This is a genomic window from Paraglaciecola sp. (assembly GCF_039942875.1).
In the GTDB taxonomy this organism is placed as follows: domain Bacteria; phylum Pseudomonadota; class Gammaproteobacteria; order Enterobacterales; family Alteromonadaceae; genus Paraglaciecola.
In genome coordinates this window covers 21,022-44,304 of sequence record NZ_JBDVBQ010000009.1, presented here as the reverse complement: position 1 = coordinate 44,304, position 23,283 = coordinate 21,022, and the positions used below count along the sequence as shown (strand labels likewise).

Here is a 23,283-nt window from a genome sequence, read left to right as displayed (position 1 = left end):
TAATTCGGGTGGTTGTCTCGTATATTTCTTAATGTTGACTAGGGTAAATCAAATATCTCTATAAATACGAAGGCTAGCTTGGCTACCTAAATTACTAAACCCTATGGTCTGCTCTTGGTCATTATTTAAAGCATTTTGTATATTCAAGCGAACATTAGTTTTATGGTTAATCGCCCAGTAGACTGATATATCTAATTGGTTATACCCATCTAATTCAAGTTGTCCTGTCGGGACCGAGCTATCATAATACTTTCCGTTAATTGTATATTTGGCCGCCACATTCAGTGTAGGCGTTACCTCATAATTTACATTCACACTTCCTTTATATTCTGGCCTACGGCGCAGAACAACATCTGCCTCAAAGGTATTAATATTGGTATAGGTAATTTGGGCTGTAAGCTTAACCGCTTCACTTGCTTGGAAGCTACCTGAGGCTTCGGCACCTTTTACTCTTACCTTTGAACGATTAACGTTGGTAAAGGTCTCTGGGTCAAAGTCTACTAGGTTAGAATATGTATTTTGATAAAGGCTCATGCTTGTTGATAAGCGGCTTTTTAATAAAGTATGAGCAAGACTCAGTTCAATGTTTTCACTGCGTTCAGGTTGCAGCTCGGGATTACCTACCAAAGGATGCCCTAAGGCAAAAAAACTAGATAGTTTAAACCCTTCACTATATTGAGCGGATAAACGGGTGTTGTTATCTAAGCTCAAATTAGCGAGTAGGCGTTTCGTCGTCACACTTAGATTATCGGTTTTGTCGTATCTAATGCCAGACATCACATTTAGCGCTGCGAATGGTGTAAATGCTAACTCTGTAAAAATGGATTCTACCTGTCGGTTTAGGGAGTAATTTGCTTCCAACGGAAACCCAAAATCAATGATGCTTTGCATCCCTCCATCCTCATCACTGGCAGCGAGACCAATTGCGGCTTGTAGACTATCTAGCAATGGATAGTTTGCAGTCACATTGATATCGGTTCGCTTGTATTTCGTAGTAGTTTCGATTGGCGGTACGCTATCTAACACTCCTCCTGCAATACCTGGGCTTGAGAGTTGTTCATCACGTTTGGAAAATGCAGCATGTACACTGACATTAAGGGCGTTTGTAAACTCGTGTTGTATACGAGCTGCAGCATTAGCTTGCGTATAAGCCCGTGTTTCTGGAGTACGTATCTCAGCTAGTCTATCTGCACCACTGTCTTCTGGAAAGTATTGGCCTTCGCCGTCAACATAGAATGCAGATACATCCCATTGAGTATTTAAATTTTCATTAGAGCGTATCGAGGTTGTAAATTGTTTACGTTGAAATGCTTCACTAAACGTACTGCTATCACCGTCTTGTAAAGAGGCGTTTAGATTGAAATTAACACTCTCGCCGATGGGGGAACTGACGCGAATATTTCCTCCTATTATATCTTCACCTAATTTAACTCCAGCACTTGCTGCAAATTGGTCAGATTTTTTAGTCGTAACACTCAATACCCCAGATAAACCATCAGATCCATAGACTGTTGAAAAACTACCATAAAAAATGTCAACTTTTTCGATCACACTTGGGTCAATGCTACCTAAATCGAATGCGCCTCCACGACTATTGGTAGGGTCATTTACTTTTACACCATCAATTAAGATAACAACAAAGTTAGGATCTCCTCCTCTGATCGATAAATAAGTTAAACCACTAATTCCACCTTGTTGGCTAATATCTATTCCCGGTAATCCTGTTAAAACATCTGCGAGGTTGTTAGGTGCCATGGCTGCGATATCAGCAGCAGATAAACTAATATTTGCAACTGCCTCAGTTAATGATGAGTCTTGAATATGGGAGCCTGTAACAGTAAATATCTCTACTTCGTTTGCAAAAATATCATTACAAAAGGCGGCTAAGCCTGCGATATATAGAGGAGTAAGTATATTAAGTTGTAGTTTTTTTTTCGTGTTTGTTGACATAAATGGTAGTGAAATATATCCAAGTGAAACATTAATACTGCCTATTACTTTACATGAAGTGCTAGTAATTGGGCGTGTTGATTTTCACAATTGCTATTTAAATGTAGCTATAATGTAAATGCTTATTGACACCGGTGTCAATTGCAATTTACATTATGTCTATTGGTAGGTCGAATTAACACAGATAAAAAATTGGTAACGTATGAGTGATTTTCGGTTAGGTGTAGTAGGGCTAGGCAATATAGGCCAGCAACATATTAAACATGTTATTAATGGTGATGTGAAGAATTGTACCGTCACGGCTGTTGCTTCAAGAGCACCCAACGAGCTAGCACAGAGCATTGGGGCACAACATTTTACCTGTTACAGAGCATTAGTTGACTCAGGATTATGTGATGGCGTACTTGTCGCAACTCCTACCATGGAACATCTTGAAATGGGTCTTTACGTATTAAGTAAAGGTATACATCTGCTAATGGAAAAACCTATTGGTTTATCTGTTGCTGAAGGAGAGCAATTACTTGCCGCTGTTGGTCCTAAGCAAGTCTTCGGTCTGATGTTAAATCAGCGAGTTTCTCCTGTTTTCACTCAGATGAAAAACCTTATCGACACTGGAGTCATTGGAGAGTTACAACGTACTCATTGGACTATGACTAATTGGTTTCGCCCGGAGGTGTATTTTCAGGTATCTGATTGGCGTGCGACTTGGCATGGTGAAGGTGGCGGATTGCTGGTTAATCAATGTATTCATAATGTCGATATTTTACAGTGGTTGTGTGGCATGCCTGTTTTTATCCAAGGTTTTTGTGGTTTTGGAAAATATCATGATATAGAAGTAGAAGATGAAGCAACTGCATATTTTGAATATCCCAATGGCGCTACCGGTGTGTTTATTGGTTCGACTGGCGAATCTCCAGGTGTAAATCGCTTAGAAATAGTTGGAGATAAAGGGATGTTAAGTTTTGATGGAGAGCGACTAACCCTTACCTTAAATGCTCCTTCTACCTCAGTTTATAATCGCGAAACCAAGGATATGTTTGGGCAACCTGAAAAATCAGTCCAAGACATTACGCCCACAGAAGATGTAAACCAACATGCTGTGGTGATCAACAACTTCATAGAAGCTACTTTAAACCAACAGTCTCTCATTGCCCCTGCAGAGGAGGGCATAAAGTCTTTGTCAATTGCGAATGCTATTCTGTGGTCTGCGTGGACAAAACAGGGAATCGTGTTGCCATTAGATAGTGGTGGTTACCAGCAGGCTTTAAATAAGAAGTTAGTTCATTCACGGTTACGTACTAAGTCTAATGTTAAGGCAAACATTGACATGGGGGCATCCTATCGATGATCCAATCAACCCCAGAAACGAATAATGAAATTGAAGTACTTAGAGCCCTAGCGAAAAAGCCTTGGTATGCGAGAGTCCCTACTTATTTAAAATTAAGTGGGCCAGGCTGGTTACAAGGAGCGATGACCTTGGGTGGAGGGAGTGCGGTTACTTCTTTAACCATAGGCGCTGTCTTTGGATATGAATTTTTGTGGGTACAGCCGGTTGCGATGATTATTGGTTGTATTATGTTATTTGCGTTAGCCCATCAAACCTTACATAGTCAAACGTCTCCTTTTGAGTCTATGAAAAAACATGTTAATACTCCTCTAGCCTGGGCATGGGCCATTGCCGCTTTTGCTTCGAGTATTATCTGGGGGTTTGCCCATTACCCATTAAGTGCTGGGATGTTGGAAGAAATAATTGTGGTGTCTACAGGGTTTTCGGTAGAGCAACAAAAAGGTGACTTTACTAGAGATTTATATCTGCTTTTATTGGCAGTACTCATTTGGACTGGGTGTGCTTTTACAGCTTGGCGTTATGGTGATCAAGTAGAGGAAAATCCATCTGGAAAGCATAGTGCGGTTAAGGTTTTCGAAACCAGTATTAAAGTATTGAGTGGCTTGATTGTTGTTGCGTTTGCTTGGGTGGTTATAAGCGCCTCAATTAATGGCAAAGTTGATTGGTCTGCAGTGATGGCCGGTTATATTCCTTCTTCTTTACCGCAAACTTCAGAAGGTGTAACCACCATGATGGCGGCTCTTGGTAGTGCTGTCGGTATTAATATGACTTTTATATATGGTTATACCTTGCTTCATAAAAAATGGACACCCGACCACGTTGAGTTATCGCGATACGACATCGGTTTCGGTTTGGTTGTGCCATACATTTTGGTTACGAGTTTAATTAGTATTGCAGCTGCAGGCGCTTTTTACGGCTCAGACTTAGATATTCAAGGTAAGTTAAGCCCAACCCAAGCAGGAAAGATGTTTATGTCTGCTGGCTTAGATGAGGTTACCAGTCGTCTGATTTTTGCATTTGGTATTTTAGGTATGGCGGTAGGTTCACTTGTTATGCACATGCTGTGTTGTGGTTCAGCTGCCGCTGCAATGTTTAATTGGAAAGAAGGAAGTTTGCCATACAAACTGGCCTTACTTGCGCCAACTCCAGCGGTATTAGGAGTATTTGTATGGTCGACTATGGGGGCGTACGTAGTGTTACCAACTTCAGCAATATGTGGTTTTTTACTTCCTATTGCTTATATTGGCTGGGCATCATTGCATAACAATAAAGCTTATTTAGGTGATGCGAGGCCCAAAGGTGTGAAAAGGCTGCTGTTTAATCTGGCTATGCTGTTATGTATTGTCACGGTCTTGGCCAGTGTAGTGTATTCAACTTATGTAAAATTGGGATGAAAATGACGGAGAAAAATATCAAAGACGGAGCAAATTATAGCCCTGAAGGGCGCGTTGAAACAGTAGTCGAGCAAGGACAGTTCTTTTTTTCTGTAGCGTTTTTAGATCACGGTCATATTTATGCCCAAACCAACGGCTTAGTGCAAGCAGGGGCGACTCTTAAATATGTATACGATACTGATGCAAAACGCTTATCTGATTTTTGCGATAAGTTTCCACAGGTTGAAGTTGCGACTTCTTTTGAACAAATTCTGCAAGATAATCAAACGCAACTGGTTGCCAGCGCAGCAGTGCCAAATCTAAGAGCGAATATCGGTATTCAAGTTATGGAGGCAGGTAAAGACTATTTTACGGATAAATCTCCCTTTACCACTATTGAACAACTGCAACAGGTTAAAGATATCGCGGCAAAGACTAAACAAAAGTATGCAGTATATTACGCCGAACGTTTACATAATGAGGCAGCATGGCAAGCTGGTGAATTAATAGCCGCAGGTGCTATTGGTCGCGTATTACAAGTGATTACTTTGGCCCCGCACCGTTTGTCTAAAAATACTCGACCAGATTGGTTTTTTAACAAAGAAGCCTACGGAGGAATATTAACAGACATCGGCTCCCATCAAGTCGAGCAGTTTCTTACGTATTCTGGTGCGACGAGCGCCAATATAAATTTTGCTCGTGCTAGCAACATGAATAACCCCGATAAAGAAGGACTAGAAGATTTCGGTGAAGTATCAATGACAGGTGATAACGGTGCATCTTTTTATGCTCGAGTCGATTGGTTTACGCCAGATGGACAAGCAACTTGGGGGGATGGCCGTATCTTTATATTAGGTACCGAAGGCAGTATTGAATGCCGAAAATATAATGATGTAGCTCGTCAAGCGCCAGCTTCTAAATTGTTTTTAACCAACAGTAATACCGAGCAAGAAATTGACTGTTCAGGAAAAAGTGGTTTTCCATTTTTCGGGCGGCTAATTCTAGATGTGATTAACAGGACAGAAAACGCCATGACACAAGCCCATACCTTTAAGGCTGCAGAGCTAAGTATGCAGGCGCAAAACTTGGCAAATAAAGTCGGTTAAATCGTTATTATTTTTAGTCTTTAGTAAAACTTCAATCATGAGAGAAATTGTATTATGCGTGCAGTAGTTTATTTGTTTTTCATTGTTATTTTCTTATCTTGTTCACCCAGTCCGTCATCCATGTCTACGGTTACTTCTGAAGAGTTAGTCACCGCACCTAAAGGTTTGTTGACTGAACTGTTACGTTGGCCAGAAAAAGCGGTCGTCACCGACGAGGCGCCGGAGTTTTCTTGGATGCTAGGTCAAGAGGGGCAAGACCAGCAGGCATTTCAGATACTCGTAGCGAGTAGTCAAGTGTTACTCGCTCAAGATAATGCAAATATGTGGGATAGCGGAAAGGTTGATGGGGCGTCAAACCTAGATATTGAATATGCCGGAGCACCTCTGCAAGCAAATACATCATATTATTGGAAAGTAAGAATATGGACCACTGACGGGGAGCTAAGCCAGTACAGTCAGGGGCAACAATTCAATATGGGTGAGACCAATCATGACATGAGAAGTGAATTGTGGCCACGAGAAAGCCAATGGGTTGAGTTAACCGATAAGCAATGGGTATCGGAAGACAGACAAACCGCAATATTCGAAGATATTCTTCCTATTAGTATGGCTGAAGTAAAACCTAACATTTATTTGGCAGAATTTGAAAAAGCGGCGTTTTCTACTTTAAAAGTAACAATTACCGCTACAAAAGATGCAGAGTTAACCGTGTTTTTAGGTGAGCGTTTGTCTGATGATGGTTTAATCAATAAACATCCTGGGCACTCATTTATTGGTTATGAAAAGCTAAGCTTGTCTATTAAAAAAGGCACCCACGAGTATCAAACACAAATTCCAGCTAACCATTCAAAGTCTCCTCATCACCAAAAGTTAGCGCCTTTTTATCCAGAAGTCTTACCCTTTAGGTTTGCCGAGATTATCCTTCCAAATACAGGTGTAGTGATTGATGCTGTCACTCAATATGCGCTGTATTATCCTTTTGATGATGAGGCATCATCTTTTACGAGTAACAGTGATGCGTTAAATAAAGTGTGGGATCTAAGTAAGTACACATTAAAAGCAACACCATTCTTAGGGGTTTATGCTGATGGAAATCGTGAGCGTATGCCTTATGAAGCGGATGCTTATATACAGCAATTAGGACATTACAATGTAGACAGAGAATATAGTGTGGCGCGTTATACCGCTAAATTCTTACTACACCATGCGTCTTGGCCAACAGAGTGGCATATGCACATGTTGATGATTGCATGGCAAGACTATATGTATAGTGGTAACAGTGACTTCTTAGTCGATTATTATACTGACCTAAAGGCTAAGACTCTACACGAGCTGGCCAGAGAAGATGGATTGATTAGCTCTAAAACTGATAAGCTAACCCAAGACTTATTAAACCGCTTACATTACGACGGTAATAAATTTAGAGATATTGTTGATTGGCCTAAAGGTACTGAAGCGGGCAAAAATCAAGCTAGAAATGCAGGGCCTACACCCGAAGGAGAGCGAGACGGTTACGTTTTTACTGATTACAATACTGTAGTTAATGCGTTTCATTTTAATGTACTAAACATCATGTCTGATATTGCTGAAGTAGTAGGTAATACAAGCGATCAAGCATGGTTTAAGCAGCAAGCAAGTATCGTTAAGGCAAGTATGCTGGCTCATATGTTTGATAAAGAAAAAGGGCATTTTGTTGATGGTATTGGAACAAAGCATGCGTCATTACATGCCAATATGTTTCCCTTAGCGTTTGGTCTAGTCCCTGAAGAGTATATTTCATCTGTTACTGAGTTTGTCAAAAGCCGAGGTATGGCTGCAAGTGTATATGGTGCGCAGCATTTGTTAGATGGTTTATATCGAGCCGGTGAAGCTGAATATGCGTTGTCTTTAATGACTTCTGATAAAAAACGCAGTTGGTTAAACATGTTAAGGGTGGGATCGACCATGACGACTGAGGCATGGGATGAGCATTATAAGCCTAACCTTACGTGGAATCATGCATGGGGAAGCGCTCCTGCTAATGTTATTCCTCGACGCTTAATGGGGATAGAGCCGATTGAGTCAGGCTTTAAAGAATTTCGTATCGTGCCGCAACCCGCTACACTCTCAGATGTAAAGTTAAAAACACCTACGATACAAGGCCCTATTCACACTGAGTTAAAAGTAAGTTATGAACAAGAGCTGTTGAAATGGACATTGCAAATTGAAGTGCCAGCCAACACAAAAGCACAATTATGGCTTCCTGCCATGTTTAATCAGTTTAACGTTAATGGAGAGCTATATGCTCCTAAAATGCAGAGCATGCTCATGGGAGAAAAACGTAAACTTATTCCCCTAGTATCTGGTAAATATATTATTGAGGTGTACTAGGTTAGTTTGGTGGCGCGTTTTTTAATTAATTTTCCACCGACTAGGTTGGTTATTAAACCTAATAGAACTAATGAAATACCAAGCCATTGAGGAGTGGTTATTTCTTCACTAAGGAGTAACGAAGCAGCTGTTAAGCCAACGAGTGGCACACCAAGTGTGAGAGGGGCTATTTGTGCTGCTGGGTAACGCCCTAATAAATACCCCCAAAGTCCATATCCCATAATAGTTGCAACAGCGGCCAAATAAACTAATGCCCACCAAGATTGCATACTAAAATTAGTTAATGTTTGATAAATGACTTCTGGACCTTCAAAAAAGTAACTAAAAATAAAGAAAGGGCTAGGGGGGATCCACGCACTCCAGATAACCAAGTTTACATTTGATGTGTAACCTTTTTGGCTAATTTTTCTGGCGCTAATATTACCTAAGGCCCAACCTGCGGCACCCGCTAAGGTAAGAGCAAAACCTATGGCCGTCATGTTTTGGTTATCTTGGCTTATGGCGATGAGTGATAAGCCTAAAGCGGCAATGACGAGTGCTAGAATTTGATGTGATTTAATGTTTTCGTGTAATAGAAAACTGGCAAAAACTAAGGTAAATAATGCTTGAGATTGAAGTACTAGAGAGGCTAAGCCCGCTGGCATGCCAAAAGCCAGTGCTGAAAATAAAAATGCAAACTGTAAAAAGCTAATAGGTAATGCATAGGCAAACCACCACTTAATGGGGGTATTAGGACGTTTAAAGAATAATGAGCCAACAGAGGCAACTAGCAAAAAGCGTAGACCGCCCATTAATAGAGGCGGCATGCCTTCTAGCCCCCAAGCGATGACAACAAAGTTGACACCCCAAACTACTATTATAAAGACGGCAAGAAGTAAGTCTTTAGGTGTCATGGTATGTCCTTAAATTAAAGGGCTTTTACAAGTAAGTCACTACATGTAAGCCGGTGCCGTGAATTCTAGGACTTAGTCAATTTCAATTTCAATCGAGCTTAAAGGAAAACAACAACAGGGTAGAATTTCATTATCATCAATAAAGGCTAAGGGATCAGTTTGATACTCTACTTCACCCTTAAGAAGTTTCGTACGACAGGCCCCACAATACCCTTCACGGCAATGATATTGTATTTCAATGTTATGTATTTCAATGGTTTCTAATAAGCTTTTATTAGGTTGATGTTGAACAGTTTTATGGTTTTTAATATCAACAATAAAGCTGCTTTTATTTTTACTCATTTATAAATCAAAGTCACCAAAATCTTCAGCACTGACTTCTGAGTCGATTTGCCCCACTAAATAAGAGCTGATTTCTGATTCTTGTGGTGCTACTTGTACGTTGTCTGAACTTAGATAGTTATTCATCCAAGGTAAAGGGTTACTTTTGACATCAAATGGTTGCCCTAAGCCTATTGCCGACATTCTGTGGTTTGCAATAAACTCAACATACTGGCATAAAATTTCTTTATTCAAACCAATCATAGAGCCATGTTGAAATAAAAATGCAGCCCATTCTTTTTCTTGCTCAACAGCGTTAAGAAATATTTCCGTGGCTTCTTCTTTACATTCTTCTGCAATTTCGGCCATTTCTGGATCATCTTTGCCTTTTGCCCACAAATTAATGACATGCTGAGTAGAGGTAAGGTGTAAGTTTTCATCTCTAGCTATTAAGCGAATGATTTTAGAATTGCCTTCCATTAGCTCTCTTTCTGCAAACGCAAAAGTACAAGCAAAAGAAACATAAAAGCGAATAGCTTCAAGGGCATTAACTGAGTTCATGCATAGGTATAACTTTTTCTTTAATTCACGCATGGTAATAGTGTGCGTAACACCTTTGACTGTATGAACTCCTTCACCTAGAGTTTGCCAAAGCTGGGTAGCAAAAATTAGATCGTCATAATATTTTGAAATATCTGCAGCCCGCTTTTTGATCTCTTCGTTCTCGACTATATCGTTGAATATACTACTTGGGTCACCAAAAAGGTTACGCAAAATATGAGTATAAGAACGTGAATGAATCGTTTCAAAAAAGGACCAGGTTTCTACCCAAGTTTCTAATTCTGGGATAGAGATAATCGGCAGAAACGCAATGTTTGGGCTTCTACCTTGTATGGAATCAAGTAGCGTTTGATATTTTAGATTAGAAATAAAAATGTGCTTTTCTGAGTCACTTAACTTTTGAAAATCAACTCTATCTTTACTCACGTCAACTTCTTCAGGGCGCCAAAAAAAGCTTATTTGCTTTTCTATCAACTTTTCAAAAATTTGATGTTTTTGTTGATCATAACGAGCTACGTTGACCGGGTTACCGAAAAACATTGGCTCTGTTAGTGGGTTATTATTAATTTGATTAAAAGTTGTATATTTCATTAAGTCTTGTTGCCATTTATTATTCAAACTGCTCAGAAAAAAGCTGCCGAGGCAGCTAATCGAATTTAGATCTTACATGCGCCGCCAGCACAGTCGTCATCTTCTTCTACCACAACCTCTTGAGGTACAAACTTTTGACCAGCCAGTTCTTGCTGAGTTGAGTCATCTGCACCGTCACGGGTGTTGTGATAATAAAGGGTTTTAACGCCTAGCTTGTAGCTGGTTAATAAGTCTTTAAGCAGTAATTTCATAGGAACTTTTCCGCCTTCGTACTTATTAGGGTCGTAACTGGTGTTAGCAGAAATAGTTTGATCAACAAACTTTTGCATGATGCCAGTTAGCTCTAAGTAACCATCATTAGAAGGTAAATCCCATAGCAATTCGTATTTATCTTTTAATCTTTCGTATTCAGGTACAACCTGCTTTAACACCCCATCTTTACTTGATTTAACGCTAATATGACCTCGTGGAGGTTCAATTCCGTTAGTGGCGTTAGATATTTGTGAAGAGGTTTCTGAAGGCATTAAGGCTGATAATGTACTATTGCGTAGACCATATTGCTTGATGTCTGCTCTTAAGGCATCCCAGTCGCAATGTAATGGTTCATCACATACTTTATCTAAGTCCTTTTTATAAGTATCGGTAGGCATTAACCCTTGGAAATAAGTCGTTTCGTCAAATTTAGGACTCGCACCTTTTTCTTTGGCCAGATTACATGAGGCTTTCATCAGGTTATATTGCATGGCTTCAAAGGTTTTATGTACTAAACCATTCGCGCTGCCGTCTGAATATTTAACGCCATTCTTCGCTAGGTAATAAGCAAAGTTAATCACGCCTATACCGAGTGTACGCCTGCCCATAGTTGCGTTATAGGCTGCTGGTACAGGATAGTCTTGGTAATCTAATAAGTTATCAAGTGCACGTACCGCTAAGTCAGACAGTTCTGCAAACTCGTCTAGGCTTTCAATCGCACCTAGGTTAAATGCTGATAATGTACAAAGTGCAATTTCACCATTTTCATCATTTACATGTTGTAAAGGTTTAGTAGGTAAAGCAATTTCTAAACATAAGTTACTTTGACGCACTGGTGCTAACTTAGGGTTAAATGGACTGTGAGTATTACAGTGATCTACGTTTTGTAGATAAATACGTCCAGTACTGGCTCGCTCTTGCATAAATAAGCTGAACAACTCAATGGCTTTGATTTGCTCTTTACGGATACTGTCGTCTTGTTCGTATTGTACGTATAAACGTTCAAATTCATCTTGGTCAGCGAAAAATGCGTCATACAACCCAGGAGTATCAGAGGGGCTAAATAAGGTGATGTGTTGATCTTTTATCAGACGTGTATACATCAATTTATTGAACTGAACACCGTAATCTAAGTGGCGTACGCGGTTTTCTTCTACACCTCTGTTATTTTTTAATACTAGAAGTGATTCAATCTCTAAATGCCATAGAGGATAAAACAAAGTAGCGGCACCACCACGAACTCCACCTTGTGAACAGCTTTTAACAGCCGTTTGAAAGTGTTTGTAAAATGGAATGCAACCAGTATGAAAGGCTTCACCTCCACGAATTGGACTACCTAATGCTCGAATACGTCCAGCATTTACACCAATTCCTGCACGTTGACTTACGTATTTTACAATAGCACTTGAAGTGGCATTAATTGAATCTAAGCTGTCACCAGCCTCAATTAGTACACATGAGCTAAATTGGCGGGTAGGGGTTCTTACACCTGCCATAATAGGAGTAGGTAAAGAGATTTTGAACTTAGACGTGGCATCATAAAAACGCTTGATATAGTCCATGCGAGTGTCTTTTTCGTAGTTAGCGAATAAACAAGCGGCGACTAAAATATACAAGAACTGGGCACTTTCATATATCTCACCGGTTACCCGGTTTTGAACTAAGTATTTACCTTCAAGCTGTTTTACTGCAGCATAACTGAAATTCATATCTCGCCAATGGTCGAGGTATTCATTCATCTCTGCAAATTCAGCTTCGCTGTAATCTTCTAATAAATGTTCATCGTATTTGCCTTTAGCAACCATAGTTTTTATATGGTCGTACAATTTAGGTGGCTCAAAACAACCGTAGGCTTTTTTACGTAAATGAAATATGGCTAACCGTGCGGCAAGGTATTGGTAATCAGGGCAATCTGTCGAAATAAGATCGGCGGCTGAACGAATTAGGGTTTCATGAATATCGGCAGTTTTAATTCCGTCGTAAAATTGAATATGCGCTTTTATTTCAACTTGTGAGACAGAGACGTTATTTAATCCTTTGGCTGCCCATTCAATCACTTTATGGATTTTTTCCAAGTCAATGATTTCACGTTCGCCAGTACGCTTAGTGACGTATAAATTGTTATTCATATTTATGTTTAGCCGTAACTTATAATTGTAAGTAGTAGAGATGACAGTGTATTGCTCGAGGTAACAGCTATTTGTGCTGACTCGTATGTTTATTCTCTATGTTTTGATGTGTTCATACTTTGTAAAGTAACTGGATTAATACCATAAATTTTATACATAGGTATTGAGTTATGAACAGACCACAAGATAGTGAGGTTTTAGGATGATTGCAACCCAATATATGGTGGTTTTATGGTCACTGATGGTGCATTGAAAAAAAGGTTAGTAGTGACTCACCTAAAACCTCCTTTTGAGTTGCGTGTAAAAAGAATGCAAGGAATAATTTGGTAATATTTTTTTTATTAAAACTTTTTTGATTTAAAAAACACGATTTTATTATTTATCGATATATAGGGGGTGCTTGCAACATCTACCACTATATGTCGTGTTTTGTAAAGTTAGACTAAGGTCGTGTTTTCATAAAAAAGCAAGTAAATCCAATGGTTGACGAATATGAATATCTGCTAACCAGTTGTGGCTTTCTTGAATGCTTGGCAGGTAACCATATTCTGCGACAACACTAGTCATGTTAGCAGCATTTGCGGCTTCAATATCACGTTGCGCATCTCCAATATACCAAGTGTTCGGAGATTGAATTTCCAATTGTTCTTGAGCATAAAGTAAAGGTTTTGGATGAGGCTTTCTTTCGGGCAAACTGTCGCCACTGATTACAACTTTGCACGCTTGCAATAACGGAAAAAACTGGATTAATTTTTGAGTTAAAAATTCTGGTTTGTTGGTGACTATACCCCAAGGAATAGATTGTTGATTAAGTTCATTAAGTAAGGTTTCTATCCCTTCAAAAAAAATTGTATCGACACAGATATTATTCTCGTAATGAGTTAAAAATTGCTGACGTAAACTTTCAAAATCTAAAGACTCTAACTCTTCACCAAACCCCAGTTCTAACATGCCTTTGGCGCCGTCGGATGCAATATTTCTATATTGCTCGTAGGTGACTAAAGGACGTTCCTTTGCTAGTAAAACATGGTTTAGGGCATTACCTAGGTCTTTGGCTGTTTCTAACAAGGTACCGTCTAAATCAAACAACATGGCATTGGGTTTTGTCAGCATTTAGCTAGGCTCGTTTTGGCAATGAATGATGTAGTTGACGTCAACATTCTGTTGAGACAGGTAATATTCTTGAGTGAAAGGGTTAATATGCAAACCAATCATTCGTTGTACTTGTAGTTGGGTGTCATCAATCCATGACATTAATTCAGAGGGTTTTATGAATTTATCATGCTGATGAGTGCCTTTAGGTACAAGCCCTAAAATATACTCGGCTCCAACAATGGCCATAAGGTAAGATTTAATATTTCTATTTAAGGTAGAAAAAAACACATGACCACCAGGCTTGACCATTTTATAACAGGCTTTTACGACAGAGCTGGGGTCGGGTACGTGTTCTAACATTTCCATACATGTTACGACGTCAAATGTAGCAGGGTGTTTATCTGCAAACTCTTCTGCAGTGATTTGTTGGTAGTCAACATTTAACCCCGACTCTAAACCATGTAGCCGAGCAACCTCTAGTGGCGCTTCTCCCATGTCAATTCCGGTGACATCTGCACCGTGCTTAGCCATGCTCTCAGCTAAAATACCGCCTCCACATCCTACATCTACTACCTTTTTTTCCTGTAAACCTAAACTGTGTTGATTGATGTAATCCGTTCTTAAAGGGTTAATTTGATGTAAGGGTTTGAACTCTCCAGAGAGGTCCCACCATCTCGATGCTAAATCTGAGAATTTTTGGATTTCAACTGGGTCAACATTTTGATTTTGGGTCATGTATGGCGTTTGTGTTTATTATTTGGTGTTTAGCTTATACCAGTATCTTATCAAATAAAATCGTCTATATGAGGTTTTGAGGTCCAATTGCACACTATATGAGCTACATCTGGCTATTTATTTTCATCTGTAGGTGGTAGGATAACTTGTTCAATATGAAAAACGATTCAGTGTTAAAAAGCATGGTAAAGGTAGTAACAATGTTAAGTCCTAGCCTAACAAAAGTTATCAGAAATATGCTTCTTACACATTCTAATACTAACGACTAGGGACAAGGCTGTATATGACTGATCACGCCCAAGAAATTCTTCCTATTAATATTGAAGAAGAACTTAAAAACTCTTATCTCGATTATGCGATGAGCGTTATTGTTGGCAGGGCGCTGCCTGATGTTCGAGATGGCTTAAAACCGGTACATCGCCGGGTTTTATTTGCTATGAACGAATTAAAAAATGATTTCAATAAACCTTATAAAAAGTCTGCTCGTGTAGTAGGGGACGTAATTGGTAAGTATCATCCACACGGTGATTCTGCGGTATATGACACAATAGTTCGTATGGCGCAGCCTTTTTCTCTCCGATATATGTTGGTCGACGGTCAAGGTAACTTTGGTTCTGTTGATGGTGATTCAGCGGCAGCAATGCGTTATACGGAAATTCGTATGGCAAAAATTGCTCATGAATTACTAGCTGATCTCGAAAAAGAAACCGTTGATTTTGTTGCTAACTACGACGGGACAGAATTTATCCCAGAAGTATTACCAACCAGAGTACCTAATTTATTGGTAAATGGTTCTTCAGGTATTGCTGTGGGCATGGCGACAAATATACCGCCTCACAACTTAACTGAAGTGGTAAATGGTTGTATCGCGTTAATAGACAATCCTCAGCTTACTATTGAAGAGTTAATCGAGCATATACCTGGTCCTGATTTCCCAACTGCTGCATTTATAAGTGGTAGAAAAGGTATAGAAGAAGCTTATCGCACTGGTCGTGGCAAAATATATATGCGTGCCCGGGCAGAAATAGAAACAGAAGATAATGGTAAAGAAACCATTATTGTTCATGAAATACCTTATCAAGTTAACAAAGCTCGCTTAATTGAAAAAATTGCGGATTTAGTTAAAGAGAAAAAAATAGAAGGCATTTCTGCTTTACGTGACGAGTCTGATAAAGACGGTATGCGTATTGTGGTTGAAGTTAAGCGTAACGAATCAGCTGAAGTGCTGTTGAATCACCTTTATTCTCAAACCCAAATGCAAACTGTGTTTGGTATCAATATGGTGGCGCTGGATAAAACCCAACCAAGAATTTTCAACCTATTAGATATCCTAAAAGCATTTGTTTTACATAGACGTGAAGTTGTTACCAGACGCACGGTATTTGAACTTAAGAAGGCCCGTGAGCGCGCTCATATTCTTGAAGGTTTAGCGATTGCATTGGTCAACATTGATCCAATTATTGCGTTAATCAAGGCATCTAAAAGCCCTGCAGATGCAAAAGTTTCGTTAACTGCCCAAGGTTGGTCGTTAGGTGATGTAGCAGAAATGCTTGAGCGTGCTGGAAATGACGCCGCTAGACCTGATTGGCTAGAGCCTCAATATGGTATTCGTGATGGACAATATTATCTAACCGAGCAACAAGCCCAAGCAATATTAGACTTGCGTTTGAACAAGCTTACCGGTTTAGAGCACGACAAAATATTGTCAGAATACAAAGAGTTACTTGAAGTCATTGCTGAGTTATTACACATTTTGAGTAGCCCAGAGCGATTAATGGAAGTTATTCGTGAAGAACTAGAGAAAGTGCGTGATGAATACGGCGATGCTCGCCGTACTGAAATTACAGCTGCCTCGCATGATATAGACATCGAAGATTTAATTGAACGAGAAGAAGTGGTCGTTACCTTATCTCGTGAAGGTTATGTTAAGTATCAAAAACTAAATGACTATGAATCTCAACGTCGTGGTGGCCGCGGTAAATCTGCAACCAAGATGAAAGATGAAGATTTCATTGAAAAGCTATTAGTGGCTAATACCCATGATCATATTTTATGTTTCTCTACCCGTGGTCGTTTGTATTGGTTAAAAGTATATCAATTACCTTTAGCGAGCCGTAACGCTCGAGGTCGCCCAATTGTAAACATATTACCGTTGGAAGAAGGTGAGCGTATTACTGCTATTTTACCAATTCAAGAGTTCGAAGAAGGTAAATATGTGTTGATGGCAACCGCTAACGGTACCGTTAAGAAAACCGCACTTACTTCATACTCTCGTCCAAGAGCTAACGGTATAATTGCTGTTAACTTAAATGATGGCGATGAGCTTATCGGGGTGGATATCACCCACGGTGAAGACGACATTATGTTGTTCTCTGATGCGGGTAAAGTGGTACGCTTTAACGAGAAACAACGTGATTCAGAAACCGGTGCAGTGAAGCTTGATCCAGAGTCTGGAGAAGAGTTACTTGCATTACGTCCAATGGGTAGAACGGCCACAGGCGTTCGTGGTATTCGTTTACAAGAAGGTCAGAAAGTTGTGTCCTTGATTGTACCAAAAGGTGACGGTGCAATTTTGACAGCTACAGAGAATGGCTTCGGTAAACGTACGCCTGTTGCAGATTACCCTGCTAAAAGTCGTGCGACTCAAGGCGTGGTTTCAATAAAAGTCTCTGAGCGAAACGGTAAAGTAGTGGGTGCAGTACAGGTTAATGATTCTGATGAAATTATGCTGATTAGTGACCAAGGCACACTAGTTCGAACTCGTGTTGAAGAAGTTTCAACCGTTGGTCGTAACACTCAAGGTGTTAGATTAATTCGCACTATTGAAGGTGAACACGTTGTTGGCTTACAGCGTATTGACGAAATCGAAGAGCTAGAAGTTGAATTAGTTGAAGGTGCCGACGCAGAAGTCACCGAAGCTAGTTCAACAGATGCTGTTGATGATTCAGCAGCACCTAACGAAGACGAATAATAGAGTCTAATTTTTTATATTGAAAAATATGGAAAATTACTAATTAATGAGTATTAATACCCATTAATTGAAAACACAAAACGAGTGGCCAATGCCGCTCGTTTTTTTTGACGCCCTTTATATTGGAAGGTTATGACGATTTATAATTTTTGTGCTGGTCCCGCAATGTTGCCAGTAGACGTAATGCAACAAGCTCAGAATGAGCTATTAGATTGGCAAGGCTTAGGTCGCTCTGTGATGGAGATCAGTCACAGAAGTAAAGAGTATATAGACCTAGCAGAACAAGCAGAACAAGATTTACGAGATTTGCTCGCTATACCAGACAACTATAAAGTGCTGTTTGCACATGGTGGTGGACGTGGGCAATTTGCTGCGGTTCCAATGAACTTGCAAGGTAGGGGTAAAACAGCGGCCTTTCTAACCACAGGATCATGGTCCCAAGACGCATTTGATGAAGCCAATAAGTATTTATCTAGCAATTTAGTAGCAAAAACAGAGCATAAAGACGGCTTGTCTGTTGTTCCTAGTATTACGGCTGAAATGATTAACCAAGACGCCGCTTATTTCCATTATTGCTCTAATGAAACCGTTGATGGCATAGAAGTTAATACCATTCCAGAAACAGGAAATGTCCCTATAGTTGTTGATATGTCTTCAAATATCTTATCTAAGCAACTAGATGTATCGAAATTCGGCGTCATCTATGCTGGCGCACAGAAAAATATAGGACCATCAGGGTTGGCTGTCGTAATTGTTCGAGATGATTTACTTGATAGTGCTATGGCTGAAACTCCTTCATTTATGAAGTATCAAACTATAGCTAAATTTAATTCCATGTATAACACGCCACCTACATACTCATGGTATTTAGCAGGGTTAGTCTTTAAGTGGTTAAAAGCCCAAGGTGGATTAGAGAAAATAGCGGTTGTTAATAGCCAAAAAGCTGAGCTGTTATATCAGTGTATTGATGAAAGTGATTTTTATATCAATAAGGTTCACCCTGACTTTCGCTCTAAGATGAATGTGACTTTTCATTTACCCAATACAGACTTAGATAGTGTTTTTCTAGAACAAGCTGAGGCAATTGGTTTAGTGGCGTTGAAAGGGCACCGTAAAGTTGGGGGGATGCGCGCTAGTATTTATAATGCTATGCCTTTAGAAGGCGTGATAACCTTAACTAATTTTATGCAAGAGTTTGCTAGGAGACATAAATAATGCAGCAATTGATGTTATCCCCAATTACAAAAGTACAAGGTACAGTGAATGTACCTGGCTCTAAAAGTTTATCTAACCGTGCTTTACTGCTTGCGGCCCTTGCTCAAGGTGAAACGCATTTAACGAATTTATTAGACAGTGAAGATATTCATCATATGTTAAATGCCTTAACTAAGTTAGGTGTTAATTATCGTTTATCAGATTGTAAGACTGAATGTTGGGTGACAGGTAATCAGGGGGCATTTAAAGTAGATAACCCTATCACTTTGTTCTTAGGAAATGCTGGTACCGCTATGCGCCCCTTATGTGCAGCATTAGCTGCAAGTCAGGGCGAGTTCGAACTCACCGGTGAGCCCAGAATGGAAGAAAGGCCGATAGGGGCTTTAGTGGATTCCCTCCGTCAGGCCGGTGCTGATATCAGTTATCAGAAAAATCCTGACTACCCTCCATTATTGATAAAAGGAAAAACCTTAACTGGTGGTAATGTCACAGTAGATGGTAGTGTCTCTAGTCAATTTTTAACTGCCTTGTTAATGAGTGCACCTTTATTTGAAAACGACACAACTATCAGCATTAGTGGTGAGCTAGTTTCTAAGCCTTACATTGATATTACCTTAGACACTATGGCTAAGTTTGGAATTGAAGTAAAAAACCAAGACTACCAAGCTTTTGTAGTAAAAGGCTCACAACAGTATCAGTCTCCTGGCAAGTTTATGGTAGAAGGTGATGCCTCTTCTGCGTCGTACTTTTTAGCTGCTGGTGCAATCAAAGGCGGCACCGTTCGTGTAACAGGTATTGGTAAAAACAGTATTCAAGGCGATATTAAGTTTGCAGAAGTGTTGGAGAAAATGGGCGCAAAAGTTAATTGGCAAGAAGAGTATTTAGAAGTCACGGGTGCACCGTTACATGGGGTGGATTTAGATATGAATCATATACCAGATGCAGCAATGACAATTGCAACTGCTGCCTTATTTGCGAAGGGTGATACCAGTATTCGTAATATTTATAACTGGAGAGTGAAAGAGACTGATCGCTTAGCAGCCATGAGCACTGAGCTTCGTAAGGTTGGAGCAACGGTCATCGAAGGTGAAGACTTCATAACGATTACACCTCCATCGCAACTGATCCATGCAGACATTGATACCTATAATGATCACCGTGTAGCCATGTGCTTCTCACTGGTTGCATTAAGTGATACTCCCGTAACGATCAATGATCCTAAATGTACGGCGAAAACCTTTCCTGATTATTTCCAGCGCTTTGCCACTATTTGTCAATAGTATAAACCTCTAGAGGGGCAATGCCCCTCAACATCTGTGTTAAATTGTCACAAAAATTACATTATTTGTCACTTTAGTATCATTGCTTATCTGTTAGCTATCCGTATAATTGCGCCCGATTTTATTGGCTCAGGAGAGCACATGTACATAGAACCGGTCATCACAATTGATGGGCCAAGTGGTGCTGGCAAAGGAACCGCAAGTACTTTGTTGGCAAAAAAACTAGGTTGGCATTTTCTTGATAGTGGGGCGATTTATCGTGTTTTAGCGGTTGCTTCTATTCATCATCAAATTCCTAGCGAAGATGAAGCGGGGTTATTACCCCTCGCGTCAAGCTTAGACGTGCAGTTTGATGCCACAGAAAGTGGTGTAAAGGTCATGCTAGAAGGTGAAGATGTAAGTGATTCTATTCGCACCGAAGAAGTAGGGGCTGTAGCATCTCAAGTGGCATCATTACCATCAATACGTGAAGCGTTATTAAGAAGACAAAGGGCGTTTAAACAATCTCCAGGTTTAGTAGCTGACGGCAGAGATATGGGAACGGTAGTGTTTCCAGAGGCCGAAGTTAAAGTATTTTTGACTGCCAGTGCCGAAGAGCGAGCAGATAGACGTTATAAGCAGTTGAAAGCAAAGGGACATGATGTTAGCATACCGCGCCTTTTAGCCGACATAAGAGCTCGGGATGACCGCGATATTAATCGCAGTGTCGCTCCATTAGTTCCGGCTGAAGATGCACTTGTTGTAGATTCAACTAAGTTGAGTGTGGAGCAAGTGATTGAAAAGATAGAAGTATTTGCTAAGCAGAAGTTAACAAAAGAAAAACTATTTGCTAGTAAATAAAGTACAAGCCCGCCAAGTTAAGGATTGATTTGGTTATGAATAACAACCCCACGCCCACTGGATTGTACGTGGATGTCTAAAAAAGAATTGAATTAAACCTATATGGAAAATTTTGCTGATCTATTTGAAGAAAGTTTAAAAGAACTTGAAACCCGCCCTGGCTCTATTGTTAAAGGTACTATCGTATCAATCGATAAAGATATCGTACTGGTAGACGCTGGATTAAAATCTGAAAGTGCAATCCCTGTAGAACAATTTAGAAATGCTGATGGTGGACTTGATGTTGCTGTTGGTGATTCTATCGATGTTGCTTTGGATGCAGTTGAAGATGGCTTCGGTGAAACTATCTTGTCTCGCGAAAAAGCGAAACGTCACGAAGCTTGGGTAGAATTAGAAAAAGCGTACACTGAAAAAGAAACGATCATTGGTGTAATTAACGGTAAAGTTAAAGGTGGCTTTACAGTTGAAGTTAACACTGTTCGTGCTTTCTTACCTGGTTCATTGGTTGACGTACGTCCTGTTAGAGACACTGCGCACCTTGAAGGTAAAGAATTAGAATTTAAAGTAATCAAGCTAGATGCAAAACGTAATAACGTTGTTGTTTCTCGTCGTGCTGTTATCGAAGCTGAAAGCAGTGCAGAGCGTGATACGCTTCTTGCTAACCTTGAAGAGGGTCATGAAGTTAAAGGTATCGTTAAGAACCTTACAGATTACGGTGCGTTCGTAGACTTAGGTGGTGTAGATGGTCTTCTACACATTACTGATATGGCTTGGAAACGTGTTAAGCACCCAAGTGAAATTGTTAATGTTGGTGACGAAATCAACGTTAAAGTACTTAAGTTCGACAAAGAAAAATCACGTGTTTCTCTAGGTATGAAGCAAATGGGCAACGATCCTTGGCAAGAAATTGCTAACCGTTACCCTGAAGGCGCTAAATTAAGCGGTGCTGTAACTAACCTTACTGACTACGGTTGTTTCGTTGAAATCGAAGACGGTGTTGAAGGTCTTGTTCACGTTTCAGAAATGGATTGGACTAACAAAAACATCCACCCATCTAAAGTTGTTAACTTAGGTGATGTTGTTGAAGTTATGGTTCTAGAAATTGATGAAGAGCGTCGTCGTATTTCTCTTGGTCTTAAGCAATGTATCCCTAACCCTTGGGAAGAGTTCGCTAAAGCACAGAGTAAAGGTGACAAAGTTTCTGGTAAGATCAAATCTATCACTGACTTCGGTATCTTCATTGGTCTTGATGGCGGCATAGATGGACTTGTTCACTTATCTGATATCTCTTGGAACAAAACTGGCGAAGAAGCCGTTCGTGACTTTAAGAAAGGCGACGAAATCTCAGCTGTTGTTTTACAAGTTGACCCAGAGCGTGAGCGTATTTCTCTTGGCGTTAAGCAAATTGAAGAAGACCCGTTTAATCAGTACATCACTGATACTAAGAAAGGCACAATCGTTACTGGTACCGTTACAGCAGTTGATGCTAAAGGCGTAACAGTTAAGTTGGCTGAAGAAGTTGAAGGTTATGTACGTGCCGGCGACTTGTCTCGTGACCGTGTTGAAGATGCATCTGAAGTAGTTAGCGTTGATTCTGAAATCGAAGCTAAGTTCATGGGTGTTGATCGTAAGAACCGTATCGTTAACTTGTCTGTTAAAGCAAAAGACCAAGCTGACGAGAAAGAAGCACTAGATAAAGTAAATCAACAAGAAGAAGTTGGTTTCTCTAATGCATTCGCTGACGCGTTCAAAGCAGCTAAAAACGACTAAAATGGTCAGCGCGTAATTTATTTTTAGTCATTAATGTTTTGACAAAAATGCTTACGCGCTTATTATCGGTACTGAAAGTTTTTTTGATTGAGGGAAAGTTTAACAATGACAAAGTCAGAACTTATCGAAAGACTAGCCGATAAAGTGAGCCATGTCCCAGCTAAAGATGTTGAGACGTCGATAAAAGAAATGCTTGAGCAAATGGCGCAAACCTTACAAAAAGGTGAGCGTATCGAAATCAGAGGTTTCGGAAGTTTCTCATTACATTATCGCGCCCCACGTGTTGGCCGTAATCCTAAAACCGGTGAAACAGTAGAATTGGAAGGCAAATACGTCCCCCATTTTAAACCTGGTAAAGAATTACGAGAAAGGGTTAACGAAAGCTTAGCTAACTGATACTTTAGTATTTTTTTAAAAACGGCACTCCAATTAGGGTGCCGTTTTTGTTAGAGTAAGCTACAAATTTTGATATCTGGCCAAAGC

At 40.0% G+C, this 23,283-nt stretch carries 17 protein-coding genes; 10 read left to right on the top strand and 7 right to left on the bottom strand.

What is annotated here, in order from left to right; genetic code table 11:
• Window positions 1-48: 48 nt before the first annotated feature.
• A complete protein-coding gene (locus tag ABJE44_RS02375) occupies window positions 49-1,950 on the bottom strand; it encodes a TonB-dependent receptor (protein WP_348113372.1) in 1,902 nt (633 codons plus the stop codon).
• Window positions 1,951-2,152: 202 nt separating this feature from the next.
• On the opposite strand from ABJE44_RS02375, the gene ABJE44_RS02370 reads away from it, so the two are divergent.
• From ABJE44_RS02370 to ABJE44_RS02355, 4 genes are read left to right on the top strand one after another with little or no spacing between them, the layout of a single operon-like run.
• A complete protein-coding gene (locus tag ABJE44_RS02370) occupies window positions 2,153-3,298 on the top strand; it encodes a Gfo/Idh/MocA family oxidoreductase (protein WP_348113371.1) in 1,146 nt (381 codons plus the stop codon).
• Complete coding sequence (locus ABJE44_RS02365; RefSeq protein ID WP_348113370.1) at window positions 3,295-4,692, top strand: divalent metal cation transporter; 1,398 nt, start codon at window positions 3,295-3,297, stop codon at window positions 4,690-4,692. Before ABJE44_RS02370 ends, ABJE44_RS02365 begins: the two co-directional genes overlap by 4 nt.
• A 2-nt stretch (window positions 4,693-4,694) precedes the next feature.
• On the top strand, window positions 4,695-5,777 hold the full coding sequence (locus ABJE44_RS02360) for a Gfo/Idh/MocA family oxidoreductase (RefSeq protein WP_348113369.1): 1,083 nt from the start codon (window positions 4,695-4,697) through the stop codon (window positions 5,775-5,777).
• Between the two features lie 54 nt (window positions 5,778-5,831).
• Window positions 5,832-8,147 carry an alpha-L-rhamnosidase C-terminal domain-containing protein gene (locus tag ABJE44_RS02355; protein ID WP_348113368.1) on the top strand — a complete coding sequence of 772 codons (2,316 nt, stop codon included), beginning with the start codon at window positions 5,832-5,834 and terminating at the stop codon, window positions 8,145-8,147.
• Here ABJE44_RS02355 and ABJE44_RS02350 read toward each other — a convergent pair.
• From ABJE44_RS02350 to ubiG, 6 genes are all read right to left on the bottom strand, one after another.
• Window positions 8,144-9,040: an EamA family transporter gene (locus ABJE44_RS02350; RefSeq protein ID WP_348113367.1), complete on the bottom strand. Its 897-nt coding sequence runs from the start codon at window positions 9,038-9,040 to the stop codon at window positions 8,144-8,146. The genes ABJE44_RS02355 and ABJE44_RS02350 overlap by 4 nt on opposite strands.
• 72 nt (window positions 9,041-9,112) lie before the next feature.
• Complete coding sequence (gene yfaE, locus ABJE44_RS02345; RefSeq protein ID WP_348113366.1) at window positions 9,113-9,382, bottom strand: class I ribonucleotide reductase maintenance protein YfaE; 270 nt, start codon at window positions 9,380-9,382, stop codon at window positions 9,113-9,115.
• On the bottom strand, window positions 9,383-10,513 hold the full coding sequence (nrdB, locus tag ABJE44_RS02340; protein ID WP_348113365.1) for a class Ia ribonucleoside-diphosphate reductase subunit beta: 1,131 nt from the start codon (window positions 10,511-10,513) through the stop codon (window positions 9,383-9,385).
• A 65-nt stretch (window positions 10,514-10,578) separates the two neighbouring features.
• A complete protein-coding gene (gene nrdA / locus ABJE44_RS02335) occupies window positions 10,579-12,894 on the bottom strand; it encodes a class 1a ribonucleoside-diphosphate reductase subunit alpha (protein ID WP_348113364.1) in 2,316 nt (771 codons plus the stop codon).
• Window positions 12,895-13,350: 456 nt separating this feature from the next.
• Window positions 13,351-14,007, bottom strand: coding sequence for an HAD-IA family hydrolase (locus ABJE44_RS02330; RefSeq protein WP_348113362.1), 657 nt, complete (start codon window positions 14,005-14,007; stop codon window positions 13,351-13,353).
• A complete protein-coding gene (gene ubiG / locus ABJE44_RS02325) occupies window positions 14,008-14,724 on the bottom strand; it encodes a bifunctional 2-polyprenyl-6-hydroxyphenol methylase/3-demethylubiquinol 3-O-methyltransferase UbiG (RefSeq protein ID WP_348113360.1) in 717 nt (238 codons plus the stop codon).
• Window positions 14,725-15,007: 283 nt separating this feature from the next.
• On the opposite strand from ubiG, the gene gyrA reads away from it, so the two are divergent.
• From gyrA to ihfB, 6 genes are all read left to right on the top strand, one after another.
• Complete coding sequence (gene gyrA, locus ABJE44_RS02320; RefSeq protein WP_348113358.1) at window positions 15,008-17,695, top strand: DNA topoisomerase (ATP-hydrolyzing) subunit A; 2,688 nt, start codon at window positions 15,008-15,010, stop codon at window positions 17,693-17,695.
• Window positions 17,696-17,827: 132 nt separating this feature from the next.
• Window positions 17,828-18,910 carry a 3-phosphoserine/phosphohydroxythreonine transaminase gene (gene serC, locus ABJE44_RS02315; protein WP_348113357.1) on the top strand — a complete coding sequence of 361 codons (1,083 nt, stop codon included), beginning with the start codon at window positions 17,828-17,830 and terminating at the stop codon, window positions 18,908-18,910.
• Window positions 18,910-20,190 (top strand): 3-phosphoshikimate 1-carboxyvinyltransferase, encoded by a 1,281-nt coding sequence (gene aroA / locus ABJE44_RS02310; protein WP_348113356.1) that lies wholly within the window; start codon window positions 18,910-18,912, stop codon window positions 20,188-20,190. The genes serC and aroA overlap by 1 nt, the downstream gene beginning before the upstream one ends.
• 141 nt (window positions 20,191-20,331) lie before the next feature.
• Entirely contained in the window at window positions 20,332-21,030 is a 699-nt protein-coding gene (cmk, locus tag ABJE44_RS02305) for a (d)CMP kinase (protein ID WP_348113355.1), read from the top strand.
• A gap of 102 nt (window positions 21,031-21,132) precedes the next feature.
• The gene (rpsA, locus tag ABJE44_RS02300; RefSeq protein ID WP_133469539.1) at window positions 21,133-22,800 is read left to right on the top strand and encodes a 30S ribosomal protein S1; all 1,668 of its coding nucleotides are present in this window, start codon (window positions 21,133-21,135) and stop codon (window positions 22,798-22,800) included.
• 105 nt (window positions 22,801-22,905) lie between these two features.
• On the top strand, window positions 22,906-23,196 hold the full coding sequence (gene ihfB / locus ABJE44_RS02295; RefSeq protein WP_133469540.1) for an integration host factor subunit beta: 291 nt from the start codon (window positions 22,906-22,908) through the stop codon (window positions 23,194-23,196).
• The last annotated feature ends 87 nt before the right edge of the window (window positions 23,197-23,283 follow it).

Bases quoted from the DNA above. Each gene is read 5' to 3' on its own strand.
- ABJE44_RS02375 (WP_348113372.1), bottom strand. From the start codon at position 1,950: ATGTCAACAAACACGAAAAAAAAACTACAACTTAATATACTTACTCCT.
- ABJE44_RS02370 (WP_348113371.1), top strand. From the start codon at position 2,153: ATGAGTGATTTTCGGTTAGGTGTAGTAGGGCTAGGCAATATAGGCCAG.
- ABJE44_RS02365 (WP_348113370.1), top strand. From the start codon at position 3,295: ATGATCCAATCAACCCCAGAAACGAATAATGAAATTGAAGTACTTAGA.
- ABJE44_RS02360 (WP_348113369.1), top strand. From the start codon at position 4,695: ATGACGGAGAAAAATATCAAAGACGGAGCAAATTATAGCCCTGAAGGG.
- ABJE44_RS02355 (WP_348113368.1), top strand. From the start codon at position 5,832: ATGCGTGCAGTAGTTTATTTGTTTTTCATTGTTATTTTCTTATCTTGT.
- ABJE44_RS02350 (WP_348113367.1), bottom strand. From the start codon at position 9,040: ATGACACCTAAAGACTTACTTCTTGCCGTCTTTATAATAGTAGTTTGG.
- yfaE (WP_348113366.1), bottom strand. From the start codon at position 9,382: ATGAGTAAAAATAAAAGCAGCTTTATTGTTGATATTAAAAACCATAAA.
- nrdB (WP_348113365.1), bottom strand. From the start codon at position 10,513: ATGAAATATACAACTTTTAATCAAATTAATAATAACCCACTAACAGAG.
- nrdA (WP_348113364.1), bottom strand. From the start codon at position 12,894: ATGAATAACAATTTATACGTCACTAAGCGTACTGGCGAACGTGAAATC.
- ABJE44_RS02330 (WP_348113362.1), bottom strand. From the start codon at position 14,007: ATGCTGACAAAACCCAATGCCATGTTGTTTGATTTAGACGGTACCTTG.
- ubiG (WP_348113360.1), bottom strand. From the start codon at position 14,724: ATGACCCAAAATCAAAATGTTGACCCAGTTGAAATCCAAAAATTCTCA.
- gyrA (WP_348113358.1), top strand. From the start codon at position 15,008: ATGACTGATCACGCCCAAGAAATTCTTCCTATTAATATTGAAGAAGAA.
- serC (WP_348113357.1), top strand. From the start codon at position 17,828: ATGACGATTTATAATTTTTGTGCTGGTCCCGCAATGTTGCCAGTAGAC.
- aroA (WP_348113356.1), top strand. From the start codon at position 18,910: ATGCAGCAATTGATGTTATCCCCAATTACAAAAGTACAAGGTACAGTG.
- cmk (WP_348113355.1), top strand. From the start codon at position 20,332: ATGTACATAGAACCGGTCATCACAATTGATGGGCCAAGTGGTGCTGGC.
- rpsA (WP_133469539.1), top strand. From the start codon at position 21,133: ATGGAAAATTTTGCTGATCTATTTGAAGAAAGTTTAAAAGAACTTGAA.
- ihfB (WP_133469540.1), top strand. From the start codon at position 22,906: ATGACAAAGTCAGAACTTATCGAAAGACTAGCCGATAAAGTGAGCCAT.